The organism is Rhodopseudomonas palustris, from assembly GCF_034479375.1.
GTDB lineage: Bacteria > Pseudomonadota > Alphaproteobacteria > Rhizobiales > Xanthobacteraceae > Rhodopseudomonas > Rhodopseudomonas palustris_M.
The window spans coordinates 1378314-1396998 of record NZ_CP140155.1; the positions used below are offsets into that span (position 1 = coordinate 1378314).

At 65.5% G+C, this 18685-nt stretch carries 17 protein-coding genes; 7 read left to right on the plus strand and 10 right to left on the minus strand.

The genetic code is table 11. The features are described from left to right. The first annotated feature begins 101 nt into the window (after window positions 1-101). Window positions 102-887: a DUF5131 family protein gene (locus SR870_RS06110; protein ID WP_011441604.1), complete on the plus strand. Its 786-nt coding sequence runs from the start codon at window positions 102-104 to the stop codon at window positions 885-887. 21 nt (window positions 888-908) lie between these two features. After that, on the plus strand, window positions 909-2156 hold the full coding sequence (locus SR870_RS06115; RefSeq protein WP_322517128.1) for a three-Cys-motif partner protein TcmP: 1248 nt from the start codon (window positions 909-911) through the stop codon (window positions 2154-2156). A gap of 61 nt (window positions 2157-2217) precedes the next feature. Here SR870_RS06115 and uvrA read toward each other — a convergent pair whose 3' ends face one another. Both uvrA and SR870_RS06125 read right to left on the minus strand, forming a co-directional pair. Next, window positions 2218-5322, minus strand: a complete 3105-nt coding sequence (gene uvrA, locus SR870_RS06120; protein ID WP_322517129.1) for an excinuclease ABC subunit UvrA — start codon at window positions 5320-5322, stop codon at window positions 2218-2220. A gap of 322 nt (window positions 5323-5644) precedes the next feature. After that, entirely contained in the window at window positions 5645-6385 is a 741-nt protein-coding gene (locus SR870_RS06125; protein WP_322517130.1) for an outer membrane protein, read from the minus strand. Between the two features lie 479 nt (window positions 6386-6864). On the opposite strand from SR870_RS06125, the gene SR870_RS06130 reads away from it, so the two are divergent. Next, on the plus strand, window positions 6865-7359 hold the full coding sequence (locus SR870_RS06130) for a single-stranded DNA-binding protein (RefSeq protein WP_322517131.1): 495 nt from the start codon (window positions 6865-6867) through the stop codon (window positions 7357-7359). Between the two features lie 72 nt (window positions 7360-7431). Here SR870_RS06130 and SR870_RS06135 read toward each other — a convergent pair whose 3' ends face one another. From SR870_RS06135 to mazG, 3 genes are all read right to left on the minus strand, one after another. Beyond that, window positions 7432-7797: a hypothetical protein gene (locus SR870_RS06135; protein ID WP_322517132.1), complete on the minus strand. Its 366-nt coding sequence runs from the start codon at window positions 7795-7797 to the stop codon at window positions 7432-7434. Then, window positions 7794-9089 (minus strand): hemolysin family protein, encoded by a 1296-nt coding sequence (locus tag SR870_RS06140; protein ID WP_322517133.1) that lies wholly within the window; start codon window positions 9087-9089, stop codon window positions 7794-7796. Before SR870_RS06140 ends, SR870_RS06135 begins: the two co-directional genes overlap by 4 nt. 105 nt (window positions 9090-9194) lie before the next feature. Next, window positions 9195-10019 carry a nucleoside triphosphate pyrophosphohydrolase gene (mazG, locus tag SR870_RS06145; protein ID WP_322517134.1) on the minus strand — a complete coding sequence of 275 codons (825 nt, stop codon included), beginning with the start codon at window positions 10017-10019 and terminating at the stop codon, window positions 9195-9197. A 112-nt stretch (window positions 10020-10131) separates the two neighbouring features. Between mazG and queC the strand changes: the two genes are divergently transcribed. Together queC and SR870_RS06155 are read left to right on the plus strand one after the other, a co-directional pair. Beyond that, window positions 10132-10848 (plus strand): 7-cyano-7-deazaguanine synthase QueC, encoded by a 717-nt coding sequence (gene queC, locus SR870_RS06150; protein ID WP_322517135.1) that lies wholly within the window; start codon window positions 10132-10134, stop codon window positions 10846-10848. Window positions 10849-10942: 94 nt separating this feature from the next. Beyond that, window positions 10943-12241, plus strand: a complete 1299-nt coding sequence (locus tag SR870_RS06155; protein ID WP_322517136.1) for a serine hydrolase domain-containing protein — start codon at window positions 10943-10945, stop codon at window positions 12239-12241. Here SR870_RS06155 and SR870_RS06160 read toward each other — a convergent pair. The 4 genes from SR870_RS06160 to nthA all read right to left on the minus strand — a co-directional run bounded on the left by SR870_RS06160 (window position 12214) and on the right by nthA (window position 15260). Next, window positions 12214-13359, minus strand: a complete 1146-nt coding sequence (locus SR870_RS06160) for a GNAT family N-acetyltransferase (RefSeq protein WP_322517137.1) — start codon at window positions 13357-13359, stop codon at window positions 12214-12216. The genes SR870_RS06155 and SR870_RS06160 overlap by 28 nt on opposite strands. Window positions 13360-13585: 226 nt before the next feature. Continuing rightward, complete coding sequence (locus SR870_RS06165) at window positions 13586-13972, minus strand: nitrile hydratase accessory protein (protein WP_322517138.1); 387 nt, start codon at window positions 13970-13972, stop codon at window positions 13586-13588. Beyond that, on the minus strand, window positions 13969-14628 hold the full coding sequence (gene nthB / locus SR870_RS06170; RefSeq protein ID WP_322517139.1) for a nitrile hydratase subunit beta: 660 nt from the start codon (window positions 14626-14628) through the stop codon (window positions 13969-13971). Before nthB ends, SR870_RS06165 begins: the two co-directional genes overlap by 4 nt. Next, window positions 14628-15260 (minus strand): nitrile hydratase subunit alpha, encoded by a 633-nt coding sequence (nthA, locus tag SR870_RS06175; RefSeq protein ID WP_322517140.1) that lies wholly within the window; start codon window positions 15258-15260, stop codon window positions 14628-14630. Before nthA ends, nthB begins: the two co-directional genes overlap by 1 nt. A gap of 89 nt (window positions 15261-15349) precedes the next feature. On the opposite strand from nthA, the gene SR870_RS06180 reads away from it, so the two are divergent. Both SR870_RS06180 and SR870_RS06185 read left to right on the plus strand, forming a co-directional pair. After that, the gene (locus SR870_RS06180) at window positions 15350-16156 is read left to right on the plus strand and encodes an enoyl-CoA hydratase/isomerase family protein (protein WP_322517141.1); all 807 of its coding nucleotides are present in this window, start codon (window positions 15350-15352) and stop codon (window positions 16154-16156) included. Window positions 16157-16212: 56 nt separating this feature from the next. Then, window positions 16213-16530, plus strand: a complete 318-nt coding sequence (locus tag SR870_RS06185; RefSeq protein WP_322517142.1) for a YdhR family protein — start codon at window positions 16213-16215, stop codon at window positions 16528-16530. 25 nt (window positions 16531-16555) lie between these two features. Here the strand turns inward: SR870_RS06185 and SR870_RS06190 are convergent, their stop codons facing one another. After that, a complete protein-coding gene (locus SR870_RS06190; protein WP_322517143.1) occupies window positions 16556-18616 on the minus strand; it encodes an ATP-dependent helicase in 2061 nt (686 codons plus the stop codon). Window positions 18617-18685: the final 69 nt, after the last annotated feature.

Consider the following 18685-nt stretch of genomic DNA (forward strand, 5'->3'; position numbering starts at 1 on the left):
TGCGGGATGCCCAATTGGCGAGTGATGGCGTCAATCCGCATTTTTGTGGATTGTGAACTATTTTTGGTCACTTTCCTATAAGTGCTGCACTGGGGCGAACGATGGCTGAAACACAGATCGAATGGACCGATGCCACGTGGAACCCCGTGGTCGGCTGCACGATCGTAAGCGCGGGCTGCACCAACTGTTACGCGATGGAAATGGCTCGCCGCCTGCAAGCCATGCAGGTTGCGAAATACGCTGGCTTAACGCGGAGAAGTTCAAAACGAGTTATCTGGAATGGCGTCGTGCGCGAAGATGCCGACGCGCTTGCAATCCCGTACCGGTGGCGGAAGCCAAAGAAGATCTTCGTCAACTCGATGAGCGATCTATTCCACGAACGGGTGAGCGACGCCTTCATAAATAAGGTATGGGATGTGATGCGGGACACGCCGCGTCATCACTATCAGATCTTAACAAAACGCCCGGCGCGGATGAGCACCTTCGTGCGATCCCACCTTGCTACCGTTCTCCCGAACGTATGGCTGGGGACGAGTGTTGAAAATGGCGCTGTTGTAGATCGCATCGATCACTTACGCACAGTGCCAGCAGCAATCCGTTTCTTGTCGTTCGAACCCTTGATAGGATCGGTCGGCGCGGTTGATTTATGCGGAATTGATTGGGCGATTGTGGGTGGCGAAAGCGGTCGTTCCGCAAGACCGATCCGCGAAGAATGGATCGACGAAATTTACGAACAGTGTGAGCGTTTCAACACCACCTTCTTTTTTAAGCAGTGGGGCACTTGGGGTAAAGATAACAAGCGGCGATCCAAGAAGGCGAACGGCCGCGAGTATCGCGGTCAACACTGGGATGGGATGCCAGCATTAGATCGAACGATCGGAGCCTAGACCCGGTCGCCGGGGGTATTTATGGTTGCAAAGCCTTACACGTGGAAAGATGGCGCGACGTTAGAAGAACATTCGCGCCGCAAGCACCAAATCATCCGACAGTACTTTGCCCGTTACATTAGGGTCCGTTGCCAGCTTCCGCAGCAATCAAAGTTCCGATTTGCAATAGTTGATGGATTCGCTGGCGGCGGCGTCTACAATTGTGGCGCATCGGGATCGCCGTTGATCTTCATTGAGGAATTGCGTGCCGCTTCAATCGAACTGAACCTGAGACGCGCTAATGAAGGCATGTCGCCATTAGATATAGAATGTGTACTAATCTTCAACGATTTCGATCCCGGCGCTATTGAAATCCTAAAGCAGCACGTCGCGCCTCTGCTCGCCGGGATTAAGGAAAGTGAGCCACGTCTTCATCTTGAAGTTCACTACCGGCAGCAGGAATTCGAAAGCGTCTGCGCCGAGATACGTGAGTTTCTGCAATACAATCGAGTGCAAAGCGTTCTGTTTAATCTGGATCAGTGCGGCAACAGTCGCGTAGCGCACGAAACGCTTACCGACATAATCGCCTCGTTTTCGTCACCTGAGATTTTCTACACTTTCGCCATTGAGGCCTTGATTTCGTTCTTGAAAAAGACTGATCCAAATGCGTTGAACGCACGCCTAAATCCGATTGGAGTTGACGCGGACAGCGTGTCAAATCTCGGGCTAATGATGAACAATCAAGCGTGGCTTGGCGCTACTGAGCGGCTTGTGTTTGAAGCGTTCGAGCGATGCGCCAGCTATGTTAGCCCGTTTTCTATTCACAATCCGAACGGATGGAACTACTGGATGTTGCACTTTGCAAAGTCGCATCGCGCGCGACAGGAGTACAACGACGTACTGCACGACAACGCCAGCACGTTAGCGCACTACGGGCGGTCTGGCCTACATATGTTGGCTTACGATCCGCAACACGAAGGCGGCCTGTACCTATTCGACATGAAAGGCCGCGACAGCGCCAAATCGCAATTGCACGGTGACATTCCCCGCCTTGTATCCGAGTTCGGCGACGCTGTATCTGTTGCTGACTTTTACGCCAGCATCTATACGGCTACGCCGGCGCACACGCAGGATATTCATGGCGTGATGATCGAAAATCCGGACCTGCAAGTGGTCACGGCACGCGGCGGCGATCGGGGGGCGCCGCACACCATTCGTCCTACCGACACATTGCGGCTTCGACAGCAGCGCAGCTTTTCGTTTTCAACGCCGCCATCGAAACGTCGCTGACGTCGCCCGCATGGAACGAACGCATCAAATGGCCTTCGCTTGAACAACATTGGTGCGGCCCTTACTCCGCCGCCTCGTCCGCCTTCCTCTTCTTCATCGCCGTCAGCCCCTTCTTCTCCAGCACCGGCTTGAGAAACTTCCCCGTGTAGCTGCGCGGCGCTTTGACGATATCTTCCGGCGGGCCCCAGGCGACGATTTCGCCGCCGCCGTCGCCGCCTTCGGGGCCTAAATCGATCACCCAGTCGGCGGTCTTGATGACTTCGAGATTGTGCTCGATCACCACCACCGTATTGCCCTGCGCCACCAGCTCGTGCAGCACTTCGAGCAGCTTGGCGACGTCGTGAAAATGGAGTCCGGTGGTCGGCTCGTCCAGAATGTAGAGCGTGCGGCCGGTGGCGCGCTTGCTCAGTTCCTTGGCGAGCTTGACGCGCTGGGCTTCGCCGCCGGAGAGCGTCGTCGCCTGCTGGCCGACATGGATGTAGTCGAGGCCGACGCGGTGCAGCGTCTTGAAGGTCTCGCGGACGCGCGGCACCGCCTTGAAGAAGTCGGCGGCTTCCTCGACCGTCATGTCGAGCACGTCGGCGATCGACTTGCCCTTGAACAGCACTTCGAGCGTTTCGCGGTTGTAGCGCTTGCCCTTGCAGACATCGCAGGTGACATAGACGTCGGGCAGGAAGTGCATCTCGATCTTGATGACGCCGTCGCCCTGGCAGGCCTCGCAGCGGCCACCCTTGACGTTGAAGCTGAACCGGCCCGGCTCGTAGCCGCGCGCCTTGGACTCGGGCAGGCCGGCGAACCATTCGCGGATCGGCGTGAACGCGCCGGTGTAGGTCGCGGGATTGCTGCGCGGGGTGCGGCCGATCGGCGACTGGTCGATGTCGATGATCTTGTCGATGTGCTCGAGGCCTTCGATGCGGTCGTGCGGCGCCGGCGGCTCGCTGGCGTTGTTCAGCTTGCGGGCGATCGCCTTGTAGAAGGTGTCGATCAACAGCGTCGACTTGCCGCCGCCTGAGACGCCGGTGACGCAGGTGAACAGGCCGAGCGGAATCTCGGCGGTGACGTTCTTGAGATTGTTGCCGCGGGCGTTGACGAGCTTGAGCGTGCGGCGATGGTTGGGCGGCCGGCGCTCCGGAATCGGCACCGACAATTCGCCGGTGAGATATTTGCCGGTCAGCGATTTCGGATTGGCCATCACCTCGTCGGGCGTGCCCTGCGCCACGATGTGGCCGCCATGGACGCCGGCGCCGGGGCCGATATCGAGCACGAAATCGGCCAGCCGAATGGCGTCCTCGTCGTGTTCGACCACGATCACGGTGTTGCCGAGATCGCGGAGTCGTTTGAGGGTGTCGAGCAGGCGGGCGTTGTCGCGCTGGTGCAGGCCGATCGACGGCTCGTCGAGCACATAGAGCACGCCGGTGAGGCCCGAGCCGATCTGCGAGGCCAGCCGGATGCGCTGGCTTTCGCCGCCCGACAGCGTGCCGGCGGCGCGCGCCAGCGTCAGATAGTTCAGGCCGACGTCGAGCAGGAAACTCAGCCGGTCGCGGATCTCCTTGAGGATGCGGACGGCGATCTCGTTCTGCTGGGTGTTGAGCGCGGCCGGCACCGCCTCGAACCATTCGCCGGCGGCTTTCACGGAGAGCTCGGAGATGTCGCCGATGTGCTTGCCGCCGATCTTGACGCACAGCGCCTCGGGCTTCAGCCGATGGCCGTGGCAGGCCTCGCAGGGCACGTCGGAAAAATACTTGCCGAGCTCTTCGCGCGCCCATTCGCTCTCGGTCTCGCGGAAGCGGCGCTCGATATTGGTGACGACGCCCTCGAACGGTTTCTTGGTGTCGTAGGAGCGCACCCCGTCCTCGTAGGAGAACTTGATCTCGTCGTCGCCGGAGCCGTGGAGCAGGGCGTTCTGGACCTTTTTGGTGAGGTCCTTCCATTTGGTATCGAGCGTGAATTTGTAGAACTTCGCGAGCGCCGTCAGCGTCTGTAGATAGTAGGGCGACGACGACTTCGCCCACGGCGCGATCGCGCCCTTGCGCAGCGTCAGCTCCTTGTCGGGCACGACGAGGTCGGCGTCGATATGCTGCTCGATGCCGAGCCCGCCGCATTCCGGGCAGGCGCCGTACGGGTTGTTGAACGAGAACAGGCGCGGCTCGATCTCCGGAATGGTGAAGCCGGACACCGGGCAGGCGAATTTTTCCGAGAACAGGATGCGCTCTGGACCAGATTTGTCGTGGATCTTCGCGACTTTCTTGCCCGCAGCCTCACCCTTCGAGACGGCGCTTTGCGCCTCCTCAGGGTGAGGGGCTCCCTTCTTTGCCTTGCCGCGCTTGGGTTCGTCCTCATCCTGAGGAGCGCCCGCAGGGCGCGTCTCGAAGGATGGCGACGGCGGCGGCGCATCCGCGAACTCGATCACCGCCAGCCCTTCGGCGAGCTTCAGCGCGGTTTCAAAACTCTCGGCGAGGCGCTGGCCGATGTCGGGGCGCACCACGATGCGGTCGACCACGACGTCGATGTCGTGCGGGAATTTCTTGTCGAGCGTCGGCGCCTCGGCCAGCTCGTGGAACGCGCCGTCGATCTTGACGCGCTGAAAACCCTTCTTGAGCCATTCGGCGAGCTCCTTGCGGTACTCGCCCTTGCGGCCGCGCACCACAGGCGCCAGCAGATACAGCCGCGTGCCCTCGGGCAGCGCCAGCACCCGGTCGACCATCTGCGACACCGTCTGGCTCTCGATCGGGAGACCTGTAGCGGGCGAATACGGCACGCCGACGCGCGCCCACAGCAGGCGCATGTAGTCGTAGATCTCGGTGACGGTGCCGACCGTGGAGCGCGGGTTCTTCGAGGTGGTCTTCTGCTCGATCGAGATCGCCGGCGACAACCCGTCGATCTGGTCGACGTCCGGCTTCTGCATCATCTCCAGGAACTGCCGGGCATAGGCCGACAGCGATTCGACGTAGCGGCGCTGGCCCTCGGCATAGATGGTGTCGAACGCCAGCGAGGATTTGCCGGAGCCGGACAGGCCGGTGAACACCGCCAGCTTGTCGCGCGGGATCACGACGTCGACGTTTTTGAGATTGTGCTCGCGGGCGCCGCGAATGGTGATGGCGGTCCGGCTCGAGGCCGCGGACTGCTGTTGGGGCGGCTGGCGCTTCGCCTTGATCACTTCGTCCATGCAGGGGTCCAGACGCGACGTCGCGCAGGTTGGGGCGCACAGCCGCGATCGTCCGGGCGGGCGCCAGTTGGGTGGAGCCTGGAACATAGGAAGAACGGGAAACGATTTCCAGAGCCGCGGCGCGGTCATCAACCGATTGTTGCGGCGCGGCTTCAACGCCGTCCGGGTGTCGCCGTTCCGGCGATCGACCATCGCGCGCGCCGCATGGCGGCCGGCTTATCCGGCACGCTCTGCACGGCCACCGGGGCCAAAAAGCAGAAAGGCCGGCGCGAGGCCGGCCTTTCGTATCTCGGATTTCGTCTCCCGTGGGAGAGCGTGAAGCTCAGTACTTCGCGACGACCGGGCCGCCCCAGCGATAGTTGATGCGGGCGGTGACGATGTCGGCGTCCTGCTTGACGCGCTCGACAGCGGTGTTGGTGAAGGTGACGTCCTTCTTGTCGAGGAACAGATGGTTGTATTCGACCGCGAACGACCAGTTCGGGGTGAAGCCGTATTCCAGACCGGCGCCGACCGCCGCGCCCCAGCGGGTTTCCGAAGCCGTCCCGGTCACGAGACCGTCGGCCCGCCGGATGAACTCGTACTTGTCGTTGACGACCGCCGCGCCGCCCTTGGCGTAGAGCAGGGCGTTGTTCCAGGCGTAGCCGATCCGGCCGGTGAACAGGCCGAAGGCCTCGACCTTGCTCTGGTTGTCGAACAGGCCGCCGAGAACCGTGACGTTCGAGCCCTTGAAATCGGCCCAGTTGCCCTGCGCTTCGAGGCCGAACACCCAGGTGCCCATCTGCCAGTTGTAGCCGATCTGACCGCCGGCGGTGGCGCCCGACGCATCGTGGCAGCCTTCGCCGACATTCGTCGCAAGCGGCGTCGCAGTGGTGCCCGCGAAGTCCCAGCACTTGCGGCTGGTGCCCCAGCCGCCGTTGGCGCCGATGTAGAAGCCGGACCAGTCGTACATGGCGACGATCATCGGCGGAGCCTTGGTGTAAGGACGGGCGGCCAGATCGGCAGCCATCGCCGGCGCCGCACCCAACGCAATCAGAGCCACGCTTCCCAGCAAAAACTTTTTCATCGCAATGTCCCCAGTTGATCCGTCTTTGGGCTGCTTCTGCGTTGTCCCCACCGCAGAGGCCGACGGCGCGAGCGCCTAATGTTCACTTCAGGAACTATACGCCGCTCTTCGGAAAAAGCAGTCTCCGAAAAGCAACACTCGCCGACGAAGAGGATCCGGAACGTCATGAATCTTCACGAACAATTCGGCTTTGGCCCGCACCTAACTACCAGTGTTCGCCGCTGGGCCACGGCGGGGCCAGAGCGGCCGACGCAAAATCCCGCTGACTCACGTGCTGAAATTGCTTTTTCGGCGAACAAAAATAGAACATAATCGCGCGTTCCCGGTGGATAACGGGGGCGAGCGCGGTGTTTACTGCCGCCAGAGGATGGGCGGCGCGCGGCGGACAGCGTAAGCGCTAGGGCGACAGCGGGGCGTCGGGCGCGTGGCGTAGGGCCGGGCCTTGCGCGGTGTTTGGTTTCGATTCGAAGGAGACGGCGATGGCGGGAAGCGTGAACAAGGTGATCCTGGTCGGGAATCTCGGCGCTGATCCGGAGATCAAGCGGACGCAGGACGGGCGGCCGATCGCCAATCTGCGGATCGCGACGTCGGAAAGCTGGCGCGACCGCGCCACCGGCGAGCGCAAGGAAAAGACCGAATGGCACCGCGTGGTGATCTTCAGCGAGGGGCTGTGCAAGATCGCCGAACAGTACCTCAAGAAGGGCTCGAAGATTTACCTCGAAGGCCAACTGCAGACACGCAAATGGACCGATCAGAGCGGCGCCGAGCGCTACTCGACCGAGGTCGTGCTGCAGAACTTCAACTCGGTTCTGACGATGCTCGACGGCCGCGCCGGCGGCAGCGGCGGCGGCTATGGAGCCGATGATTCGTCGGGCGGTGATTTCGGCTCGAGCGGCCCGAGCAGCGCGCCACGCCGGCCGGTGGCGGCGAGCGGTGGCCGCGGCAGCGACATGGACGACGATATTCCGTTCTGAGTTTTTCGGCGGGTGGGGACCTGCGCGGCCGCCTGGGCAACCGGGCGGCCGTCGCCGTTTCAGGAAGGCGGGTCAGTCGGTGACCAGCGCGTACCCAAGCAACAACTGGCTCGCCGCAAACAGTGCGCCGAAGATCCGCTGGTTGTGACGCGCCAGCCAGCGCGGCAGCCAGATGTCGAAATTGTCGGCGCGGTCGTCGGTGTAGCGCGCCGCGACCGTGGTCAGCGGACAGCGCATCCCGTTCAGCACCAGCACCACCACCTCGCCCCAGACGAACAGGCTCATCCACAGCGCGGCGGTGAGCTGGCCGAGCAGGGTGGCGATCGGGATCGCCACGATCGAACTGGCGAAGAACGCCCAGATCGCGGTATGCGCCGCGCGCACCGCGGTCAGGGCCCGGGCGCGGCTGTCGGCCGTGCCGGTGTCCGGCGTCGTCATGCCGCCGCCCCGACGTCGGCGCTCCGCGTCGCCATGATCTTGTCGATCCGCCGGCCGTCGAGATCGAGAATCTCGATCTGCCAGCCCTGATAGTCGAACCGGTCGCCGACCACGGGCAGCGCGCCGAAATGCTGCAGGATCAGCCCTGCGACGGTGTGATAATCGCGGTGTTCCGGGATCGGCACCGGCAACAGATCGCCGAATTCATCGACCGGCATCCAGCCCGCGATCAGATAGGAGCCGTCCTCGCGGCGCACCGCGGCCGGCTCCGCAGGACCGGCCTCCGATCCGAACGCGCCGACGATCGATTCGAGAATGTCGGCGGTCGTGACCACGCCCTCGAAGGCGCCGAACTCGTCATAAACCAGCGCCATATGCACCGACGATTTCCGCAGCGTGGCGAGCACGTCGCGGGCGTCGGCGGAGGACGGGATCACCGGAGCGTCGCGTACCAGCGCGCGCAAATCCGGCTTGTCGCCGCGCAGATAGACTTCGAGCATGTCCTTGGCCTGGATGATCCCGATCGGATCGTCGCGTTCGCCATCGGTCACCGGCAGGCGGGAGTGCGGCGTGTTGAGAAAAGCTTCCCGGATCGCCTCGGGCGGATCGGCGAGGTCGACCGAATCGACCTCCGGCCGCGGCGTCATCACCGCGCCGACCGGCCGGTCGCCGAGCCGCATCACGCCGGCGATCATCTCGCGCTCGCCGGGCTCGAGCACGCCGGCGGTCTCCGCTTCCAGCACCAGGTTGTGGATCTCTTCCTCGGAAATCTTCTCTTCGGCGGCGCCGCCCTGGCCGAGTAGTTTCAGGATCGCCTTGCCGGACAGATCGAGGATGAACACCACCGGCCGGGACACGCTGGCGATCACGCTCATCGCCGGGGCGACCTTGGCCGCGACCGCTTCCGGATCGCGTAGCGCGACCTGCTTGGGCACCAGTTCGCCGACGATCAATGTGCCATAGGTGATCAGCGTTACCACCAGGCCGAAGCCGATGATGTCGGGAAACGGCACGGCGAGTTCGGCCAGCGTCTCGCTCAGGCGCTGACCGAGCGTCGCGCCTGAGAACGCACCCGACAACACGCCGACCAAAGTGATGCCGATCTGGACCGTCGACAGGAATTTGCCGGGATCGTCGGCCAGCACCATCGCCTGCCGGGCACCGCGGACGTTTTTCTGAGCCATGAGCGCCAGCCGGGCCGGTCGCGACGACACGATCGCCAGCTCAGACATCGACAGCAAACCGTTGGCGACGATCAGTCCGACAACGATTGCCAATTCTACCGATAACATGGCGCCAGCGCCGCCCCCTCTGCTGTTTACACTAGCGCAACAGATAGGATGCCGGTGCCCTCAAAGGAACCGGGGGGCGGGTTTATCTTTGGGGTTTCGGCGGGCTCAGCGACCCGTCTCGGCGCGCTTGGCCTCGTCCCACAGCGCGTCCATCTCGGCGAGGCTGGCGCTGTCCGGCGTCCGGCCGCGCGCCGCCAGCGCCTGCTCGATGTGGCCGAAGCGGCGCTCGAATTTTGCATTGGTGCCGCGCAGCGCCATTTCCGGATCGGCGCCGGTGTGGCGGGCGAGATTGACCAGCGCGAACATCAGGTCGCCGGTCTCCTCCGCGATGTCGGCCTTGTCGCCGCGATCGAGCGCGTCCTCGATCTCGTCGGCTTCCTCGCGGATCTTTTTCAGCACCTCGCGCGGGTCGTTCCAGTCGAAGCCGACCCGGGCGGCCTTGCGCTGAAGTTCCATCGCCCGCGACAGCGCCGGCTGTCCGGGCTTGACGCCGGCGAGCACGGATGCCGGCGGCGCTTCGGTCTCGCCGCGGCGGGCGGCGCGCTCGGCCTTCTCCTCGGCCTTGATCCGGTCCCAGACGCCCTCGACATGCGACGGCGCGATGTTGCCCTGCGCGTCGGCGAACACGTGCGGATGGCGGCGGATCATCTTGGCTGTCACCGCCGCGACCACGTCGCCGAACGCGAAGGCGCCGCGCTCCTCGGCGATCCGGGCATGAAACACCACCTGCAGCAGCAGGTCGCCGAGTTCGTCGCGCAGATCGTCGAGGTCGTTGCGGGCGATCGCTTCGGCCACCTCGAAGGCTTCCTCGATGGTGTAGGGCGCGATCGACGCGAAATCCTGTTCCAGATCCCACGGGCAGCCGGTGTCCGGCGTGCGGAGCTGCGCCATGATCTCGATCAGGCGGGAAATGTCGCGGGAAGGGGTCATGAAGCTGGTCCGGACAGGAGGAGGGTCGGCTTCCTATGCCGCAACCGGGCCGTCCGTCCCAGCGAAATTGCTTTGATTGGCGCGAGCCGCGCGCGGTGCTAGAGCGACGCGCATGATCGAACCACGTTCCGACCAGACCGCGCTGGTGCTGTTCTCCGGCGGGCAGGATTCCGCCACCTGCCTGGCCTGGGCGCTGTCGCGCTTTGCGCGGGTCGAGATGATCGGCTTCGATTACGGTCAGCGCCACGCCGTCGAACTCGACTGCCGGGCGAAGCTGCTCGACGGGTTTCGTGCGATCGATCCGGACTGGGCCGCGAGGCTCGGCGACAGCCATACGCTGGCGATCCCGACGCTGAGCGCGATCTCCGACACCGCGCTGACGCGGGACGTCGAAATCGCGATGGGCGCCGACGGGCTTCCCAACACTTTCGTACCCGGTCGCAACCTGATCTTCCTGACGTTTGCGGCCGCGCTCGCCTATCGCCGCGGCATCGCCGACATCGTCGGCGGGATGTGCGAGACCGATTACTCCGGCTATCCGGATTGCCGCAACGACACTATCAAGGCGCTGCAAGGCGCGATCAGCCTCGGCATGGCGCGCGACTTCGAACTGCATACGCCGCTGATGTGGCGCGACAAGGCCGCGACCTGGCAGCTCGCGCATGATCTCGGCGGCAGCGCGCTGGTCGATCTGATCCGCGAACATTCGCACACCTGCTACCTCGGCGAACGCGGCGCGCGGCACGACTGGGGCTATGGCTGCGGCGAGTGCCCGGCCTGCGCGCTGCGCGCCAAGGGATGGCGGGAATATCGGGCGACGACGACGTAGCTCGCGCAAAAGTCATCGCCATCACACCTGCGTTTGATGGACTCCGGCGCGCCGATCGCGATGATCGCGGCAACATCGGCAAGCCGAGGATCACGTGCCGCCAGCTCGATCGCAACCGTGTGCTGAAATCCGTCTCGCCGCTTTGGCGCTGGCACTGCTGTGGCTGCCGATCGCGCCCGCCGCTGCGGCCGATTGCGCGAGCGATGCATCATCTCCGCCCGGCGGCCGCTTCGCCGCGGTCACCACCTTTTTCGACAACGAGGTCGCCACCGGCAGGCTGCCCGGAGCCGTGGTACTGATCGCACAGCGCGGCAAGCCGACCTATCTGCAGTGCTTCGGCGTGCGCGACGTGACGCGGCGCGCTCCGATGACGCCGGATACGATCTTCGCGCTGCGCTCGATGACCAAGCCGATCACCAGCGTCGCGGCGATGATGCTGATCGACGAAGGCAGGCTGTCGCTGGCCGATCCGGTGTCGAAGTACATTCCGGCCTTCGCCGAGGTCCAGGTCGGCATCGAATCCGTCGGGCCCAATGGCGAGCCGGTGCTGAAGCGCGTCGCCCCGGACCGGCCGGTGACGATCGAGGATCTGCTGCGGCACACGTCGGGCATCACCTACGAATATATCGGCGGCGAGTTGATTCAGCAGGCCTATCGCGACGCCGATATCTTCGCCGGCGCGTTCGACAATGCCGTATTCGCCGAGCGGATCGCCCGACTGCCGCTGGCGCGCCAGCCCGGCACGCTGTGGCGCTACGGCCATTCCACCGACGTGCTCGGGCGCGTCATCGAGGTCGTGACGGGCGACACGCTGTATCGCTTCGAGAAGCAGCGGATCTTCGATCCGCTCGGCATGACCGACACCAAATACGTCGCGGACAGCGACGACGAGCGGGCGCTGATGGCCGAGCCGCTGCCGGACGATACGGTGCTGGTCGACTCCGAGCGCCAACGCCGCGCCCATCCGGAGTGGCAATCCGGCGGCGGTGGCCTGGTCTCGACCATTACCGACTATGCGCGCTTCGCCCGGATGATCCTGGGTGGCGGCGAACTCGACGGGCGGCGCTATCTCAGCCCGGCGGCGTTCAAGGCGATGACCACCGACCAGATCGGCCCGGGCTCGGGGGTCGAAAGGGACTACTTCTATTTCCCCGGCGACGGCTTCGGTTACGGCTACGGTCTCGCGGTCCGCATCGAGCCGGGCGAGGCGAAGCCGCCGCCGCCGGGCTCGATCGGCGAATTGAAATGGGACGGCGGCAGCGGCACCTATTTCGGCGTCGATCCGAAACTCGGCGTGATCACCATCCTGATGCAGCAGACCGAGCGCGAACGGGGACGCGACGTGCCGGCATTCAAGAAGCTGGTCTACGACGCCTTGGCGGCGAGCGACTGAAGCAGCGCGCGCCGGCCGGCGAATGTCGACCAGGCCGACAGCGCCATCCGGCCCTTGATGCTCATCGCCTTTTCCAGCGCCAGCAATTGCTCGGGCTCGCAGCCGAGCCGCTGCTTGTAGTCGTAGCCGCCGGCGCCGAGATCGAATCTGCGGACGCCGTTTTCGATCAGCCAGCGGATGATCTCGCTCGCCAGCACGATGCCCGGCGAGCAGCGGCTCCATTGCTCGCCGAGATGGGCGAGCCGGACCGTCGTGCAGCTCTGCTGATGCAGCAGGCTGTAGGCGAGCGCCACGATGGTGCCGCCGGATTCCAGCACCGACAGCATCGCGAAGCGCTGCGCGACGCCGCGCTCGAACACTTCGCGATAGAAATTCGAATAGGCCGGCTGGTCGAGCACGTAGCGCTTGCCGCGCGTGGCGATCCGCGCGCGCTGGAAACGATCGAGCCGGTCGAGCAGACGGCTCGCCTCGACGTCGTCGGTGATCATGCGGGCGGTGGCGCCGCCGACCGCGTCGAAGGCGCGGTGATGTTGGCGTAGCGCCTTTCGGAATTTGCGTGGGCGCGATGCGAGGTAGTCGTCCCAACTGGCGGGCAGGGCGGCGGCGTTGCGCACCGAGCCGGGCGACGTGCCGGGCAGCATCGCCAGCGGATTGGCGCGGCCGTTGACGGCGCGCGGCAGGTTGCAAAGCCGGATCACATCGACCGGCGGCATCGCCGCGATCGCCGCCTCGAAAGCCTCGGCGGCCGCGGCGGGCGTCGTCGGCGCCGCCGGGCCGAGCAACGGAAAGCCGTAATCGGACACCGAAAGGTCGGCGAATTCGACCAGCGTCAGACCACAGAACCGCCGCAGCACCAGCGGCAGCAGCATCGCGATCTCGCCGCGCGAGCTGTCGCGGACGGTGATCAGCAGCGGCTCGACATCGGCCGACGGTGCCAGAACGCGCAGCCATGGCGCCAGCCAGTTCGGCGATTGAAACGGCGTCACTGCCGCATGCGGGCCGAGCGCGGCGGCGCGGCCGAGGAATCTGCCGACGTCCCGCGTAGAGTCGGCGATATAACGGCCAGCACCTTCCGCCGCCCATCCGATGGACCGTTCACAGGCTTCGAGCTGCAACATCGAATCTCGACTCGGGGCCGCCGCGGCATCACGTCGATGCGCGACCGAAGCGGCACAATGACACTCGTGTCGGCCGATTTCGTTGATCGGGTTCGGTTCTGGAGCGAATTTGCCGCGGCAGAGTTAACGAGACATCATCCGATTGCGAGACGTCTGCGGTACCGAATGTCGCAAGCCGGCTCGGGTCTGCTCGAGGCGCGGCGAGCGGACCGCAATGGCGACCCGGTCACCGCGTCGCGGCGAAATCGTCCGGTCGCAGTTCGACCGGCCGGCCGTGCGGGGTGCGGTCGGCGGCGTGGTCCCAGGCGTCGCGATAGCGCGTCTGCGTCGCGGCGCTGGCGACGCCCTTGTCGGCGATCAGCCGTTCCAGCGTCGCGAGCCAATGCAGGTAATAGGTGTCGCCATCGTCGGGGTCGCCGCGCTGCTGCGCGCGCTTGATCTCGTCGGCGAGCGCGGCCGCCCATTCCGGCCAGGTGAACAGTCCGCGCGCATGCAGCGTCACCGCCATCGCGAAGGCGTGCGCTTCCCAGGGCTCGCGGAACACCGGGCCGTCATCGTCGCGCGGCAGGCCCGGCACGCTCTGCGCCGCGACCGCGGCGGCCTCGGCCGTCATCGTGCCGGCTCCAGATAGCTCTCCCAGGCGTCGACCGAGATCCGCACCGTCGGGTCGCCGTCGTCGCCCCACAATTCGCGGCCGTCGAAGGTGACGGTGTAGAGCCATTGCGGCTGTTCGCCGGCGCCCAGCGCGTGGCTGTCCGGGAAAATATGCGCGCCATGGACCAGCTCGACGACGCCGGCATGGCCGCGGACATAGCGCGGCAGCCGCGTGTGGGTGTGCGGGTGGATGTTCCTGGCGCGGACGCGGTCGCCGATCGCGAAATGAGCCGGCGCCGACGCAGGACGTTCGGTCGGCGCGCCGCGCGCCAGCATCGGCCCGGCATCGTCTGCCGGCAGTGCTGCGACGTCGCGGCGCGGATGCAGCGGCCGGGCGGCGGCGATCTCGTCGGACGTGACCAGTCCACGTTCCGCCATCAGCCGCTCGAGGCCGGCGAGCCAGATCTGGTAGTAGCTCTTCGACAGATAATCCAACGGCGAACGGTTCTCGCGGGCGAATCGCGTCATGTCGATGTTCCAGCCACCGGGCCGCGCCATCGCCAGCGTCAGCGCGAAGGCGCGTCGCTCCCATGCGGCATGAAACAGCGGCTCGTTGGCCTCCGGCACCACCGGTCCGAAGCCGTCCATGCCGCCCATGTCGTGCGCGCCGTCCATCACACAGTCTCCGCCGGAGGCTGTGCCACGCCGGTGCCGATCATGCTGTCGCGGGTGACCAGATCGGCCAGTTGGTCCTCGCTGAAACCCTCGGTGCCATCGGGCCGCATCGGGATCACCAGATAGCGGATCTCCGCGGTCGAATCCCACACGCGGATCGCGGTGTCGCCGGGCAGGGTGACACCGAAATCGGCCAGCACCGCGCGCGGTTCCTTCACGGCGCGCGAACGGTACGGCGCGGATTTGTACCAGACCGGCGGCAGTCCGAGCACCGACCACGGATAGCAGGAGCACAGCGTGCACACGATCATATTGTGCGTCGCGGGCGTGTTCTCGACGGCGACGATATGCTCGCCCTGGCGGCCGGTGTAGCCGAGCTCGGCGATTGCGGCGGTCGCGTCCTTCAGCAGACGCGCGCGGTACGCCGGATCGGTCCAGGCTTTCGCCACGACACGGGCGCCGTTGCGGGGCCCGACCCTGGTTTCGTAGGTCTCGATCAGGATGTCGAGCGCGGCCGGCTCGACATAGCCTTTCTCGGTGAGGATGGTTTCGAGCGCGCGCACCCGCAGCTCTGTGTCCGACAATTCCGAATGGTCGTGATCGTGAGAATGGCCGTGGTGATGTTCGCTCATGCGACGCAACATAGATTGGAAATTGTTGCGCTGTCGAGCCGGGAAGCTGCTAGCCTCGGAACAACCAAGAATGCAGTTCGGGAGGCATCGTGGGGGAGTTCGTGACGATCGAGCGGGGGCTCGGGCCGGAGGGCCGCGTCGCCGTGGTGCGGTTCGACCGCGGCGACGGCATCAACGCGCTGTCGCCGGACGCGATGCGGCAATTGACCGACGCCGCGCGCAGCTTCGAGGACGACGGCGCCACATCTGTCGTGGTGCTGGCCGGCAGCGCCCGGGCGTTCAGCGCCGGCTTCGATCTCAAGGACCCGGAGGGACGCAGCCGCGCCGGAATGGATCTCGGCGAGCTGCGCCGGCATCTCAAGCTCGGCCCGCGGCTGACGCGCGCCTGGCAGGAGATGGAGCAGATCACCTTTGCGGCGATCGAGGGCTTCTGCATCGGCGGCGGCGCGGCGCTGGCGGTGGCGCTGGATTTCCGGGTGATGGCGCGCGACGCGCATATCCGCGTGCCGGAGATCGGCCTCGGCATGAACATGAGCTGGCAGAGCGTACCGCGGATGCTGCATTTGATCGGCCCGGCGCGGACCAAGCAGGCGGTGATCCTCGCCGACGACAAGATCAGCGCGAACGAGGCCTATGAATGGCGGTTGGTCGAGCATCTGGCCGAGCCGGGGCAGGCGTTCGCCGCCGCGATGGCGCTGGCCGACAAGGTCGCGGCGCAGCCGCCGCTGTCGGTGGCGATGACCAAGCTTACCGTCAACCGGCTGGCGCACGCGCTGGACGACCTCGCCAGCCACATGGACCTCGACCAGTTCGCGCTCGCGGGCTTCAGCGAGGACCACAAGGAAGGCGTCGACGCCTTCCTGCAGCGCCGCAAGCCGCGGTTTCACGGAAAGTGAGCAGCGGCACCGCGGGTTTCGCGCTAGGATAGATCAAATCAATCTGGGAGGTTTCGATGATCACCACCATCGTGCAGTTCGCGCTGTCGGAGCCGATTAGCCTGGAGGAAGCGGCGCGGCGGTTTCGCAGCAGCGCGCCGAAATATCAGAAGATGCCGGGGCTGATCCGCAAATACTACATCCGCTCCGAGGACGGCAGCACCGCCGGCGGCGTGTATCTCTGGGAGTCGCGCGAAGCCGCCGAAAAGGTCTATGCCGGCGAATGGCGGACGCGCGTGGCGCAGCTTTACGGCGCGGAGCCGGTGATCTCGTGGTTCGACAGCCCGGTGATCGTCGACAACGCGCTGGGCGGCACGGTCACCGCCGCGGCGTGAGCATGTTGTCGCGCGCGACGCCCCCTCAGCGCCACATCCCGCGCATCCGCGCGCCGATGTCGATCGGCGGCGCCTGTCGGGTCGGATAGCCGGGCGAGGCCGTGACCTTCGGCCAACTCGTGCGCTCGAACAGGTTCAGAAGCCTGTCCGGAATGAAGCGGCTGCGCGCGGCGTAGACGTGGCGGTCGCCCATCGCGTTCTGGCCGTGGGTGAAGAAGCGCTGCGGCACCACGAGATGCAGATCGTCCTTGGCGCGTGTCATCGCCACGTAGAGCAGGCGGCGCTCCTCCTCGATCTCGGCCGAGGTGCCGGTGCCGAGATCGGACGGCATGCAGCCGTCGACGACGTTGAGCACGAACACCGATTTCCATTCCTGGCCTTTCGCCGAATGGATCGTCGACAGGATCAGATAGTCTTCGTCGAGTAGCGGCACGCCGGCCTGATCGGACGTCGCATCCGGCGGGTCGAGCGTCAGCTCGGTGAGGAAGCGCTCGCGCGACGGATAGCCGGATGCGATCTGCGCCAATTGCACCAGGTCGGCGCGCCGCGTCACCGCGTCGTCGTGGATGCGGTCGAGATGCGGTTCGTACCACAGCCGCGCGCGCTCGATCTCGGCCGGCCAGCCGACCCGGCCGTCACGCAGGTCACCGATCGCATCGACGAAATCGCGCCAGTCGGCGCCTGCGCGCGGCGGCGAGGGGACGTGGGCGAGGGCTTCGAGCGGATCGGCGTCGCCACCGATCGCGTCCAGCGCCTTCTGCGCCGAGGCCGGGCCGATGCCCTGCATCAGCAGCATCACCCGGAAACCGGCGACGCGGTCGCGCGGGTTCTGCACGAAGCGCAACAGCGCCAGCATGTCCTTGACGTGGGCGGCGTCGAGGAATTTCAGCCCGCCGAATTTGACGAAGGGAATGTTGCGGCGGGTCAGCTCGAGCTCGAGCGGCGCCGAATGCGATGAGGTCCGGAACAGCACCGACTGCTGCTTCAGCGTGGTGCCGCTCTCGCGATGCTCGAGCACGCGCTCGGTGATGTAGCGCGCCTGATCGGCCTCGTCGCGGACGGCGACGAGCTGCGGCCGCAATCCGATGGCGCGGTCGGTCCAGAGGTTCTTGGTGAAGCGCTCCGCGGCGAGGTCGATCACGCCGTTGGCCGCGCCGAGGATGGCCTGCGTCGAGCGATAGTTGCGGTCGAGCGTGACGATGCGGGCAGGTGGGCTGAACGCCTTCGGGAAATCGAGAATGTTGCGCACCGTCGCGGCACGGAAGGAATAGATCGATTGCGCGTCGTCGCCGACCACGGTCAGGCCGCGGCCGTCGGGCTTCAGCCCGAGCAGCACCTGCGCCTGCAGCGCATTGGTGTCCTGATATTCGTCGACCAGCACGTGATCGAACCGCGAGCCGATCTCGTCGGCGAGCGACGGTTCGGTCATGGTCTGCGCCCAGTACAGCAGCAGGTCGTCGTAATCGAGCACGTTGTGGCGCTGCTTGGCGTCGACATAGCCGGCGAACAGCTGCTTCAGCTCGGCGGCCCAGCCGGCGCACCACGGATAGTTGACGCCGAGCACGACATCGAGCGCCAGCCCGGCATTGACGCAGCGCGAGTAGATCGACAGGCAAGTCGCCTTGGCGGGAAACCTGCTTTCGGTCCTGGAGAAGCCGAGGTCGTGGCGGACCAGGTTCATCAGGTCGGCGGAATCCTCGCGGTCGTGGATCGTGAACGCAGGATCGAGCCCGATCCGCTCGGCGTATTCACGCAGCAGCCGCGCGCCGATGCCGTGAAACGTGCCGGCCCAGTTCAGCGCACCGCCACGCGCGGCGCCATCGCCCATCACGCGGCGGGCGATGCGCTCGACCCGGCGGGTCATCTCGGCGGCGGCGCGGCGCGAGAACGTCATCAGCAGGATGCGATGCGGGTCGGCGCCGTTGACGACGAGATGCGCAACGCGATGCGCCAGCGTGTTGGTCTTGCCGCTGCCGGCGCCGGCGATCACCAAGAGCGGCGGGCAGGGACCCTCGCCCACACCGTGCTCGACGGCGCAACGCTGCTCCGGATTGAGGCCGTCGAGATAGGTGGCGGGCAGAGACACGAATCAGCGCCTGTCGGGATGAGGACCGACGGTCCCTGATTCCTGCTTTGTTCGCAACGCCGATCGCGA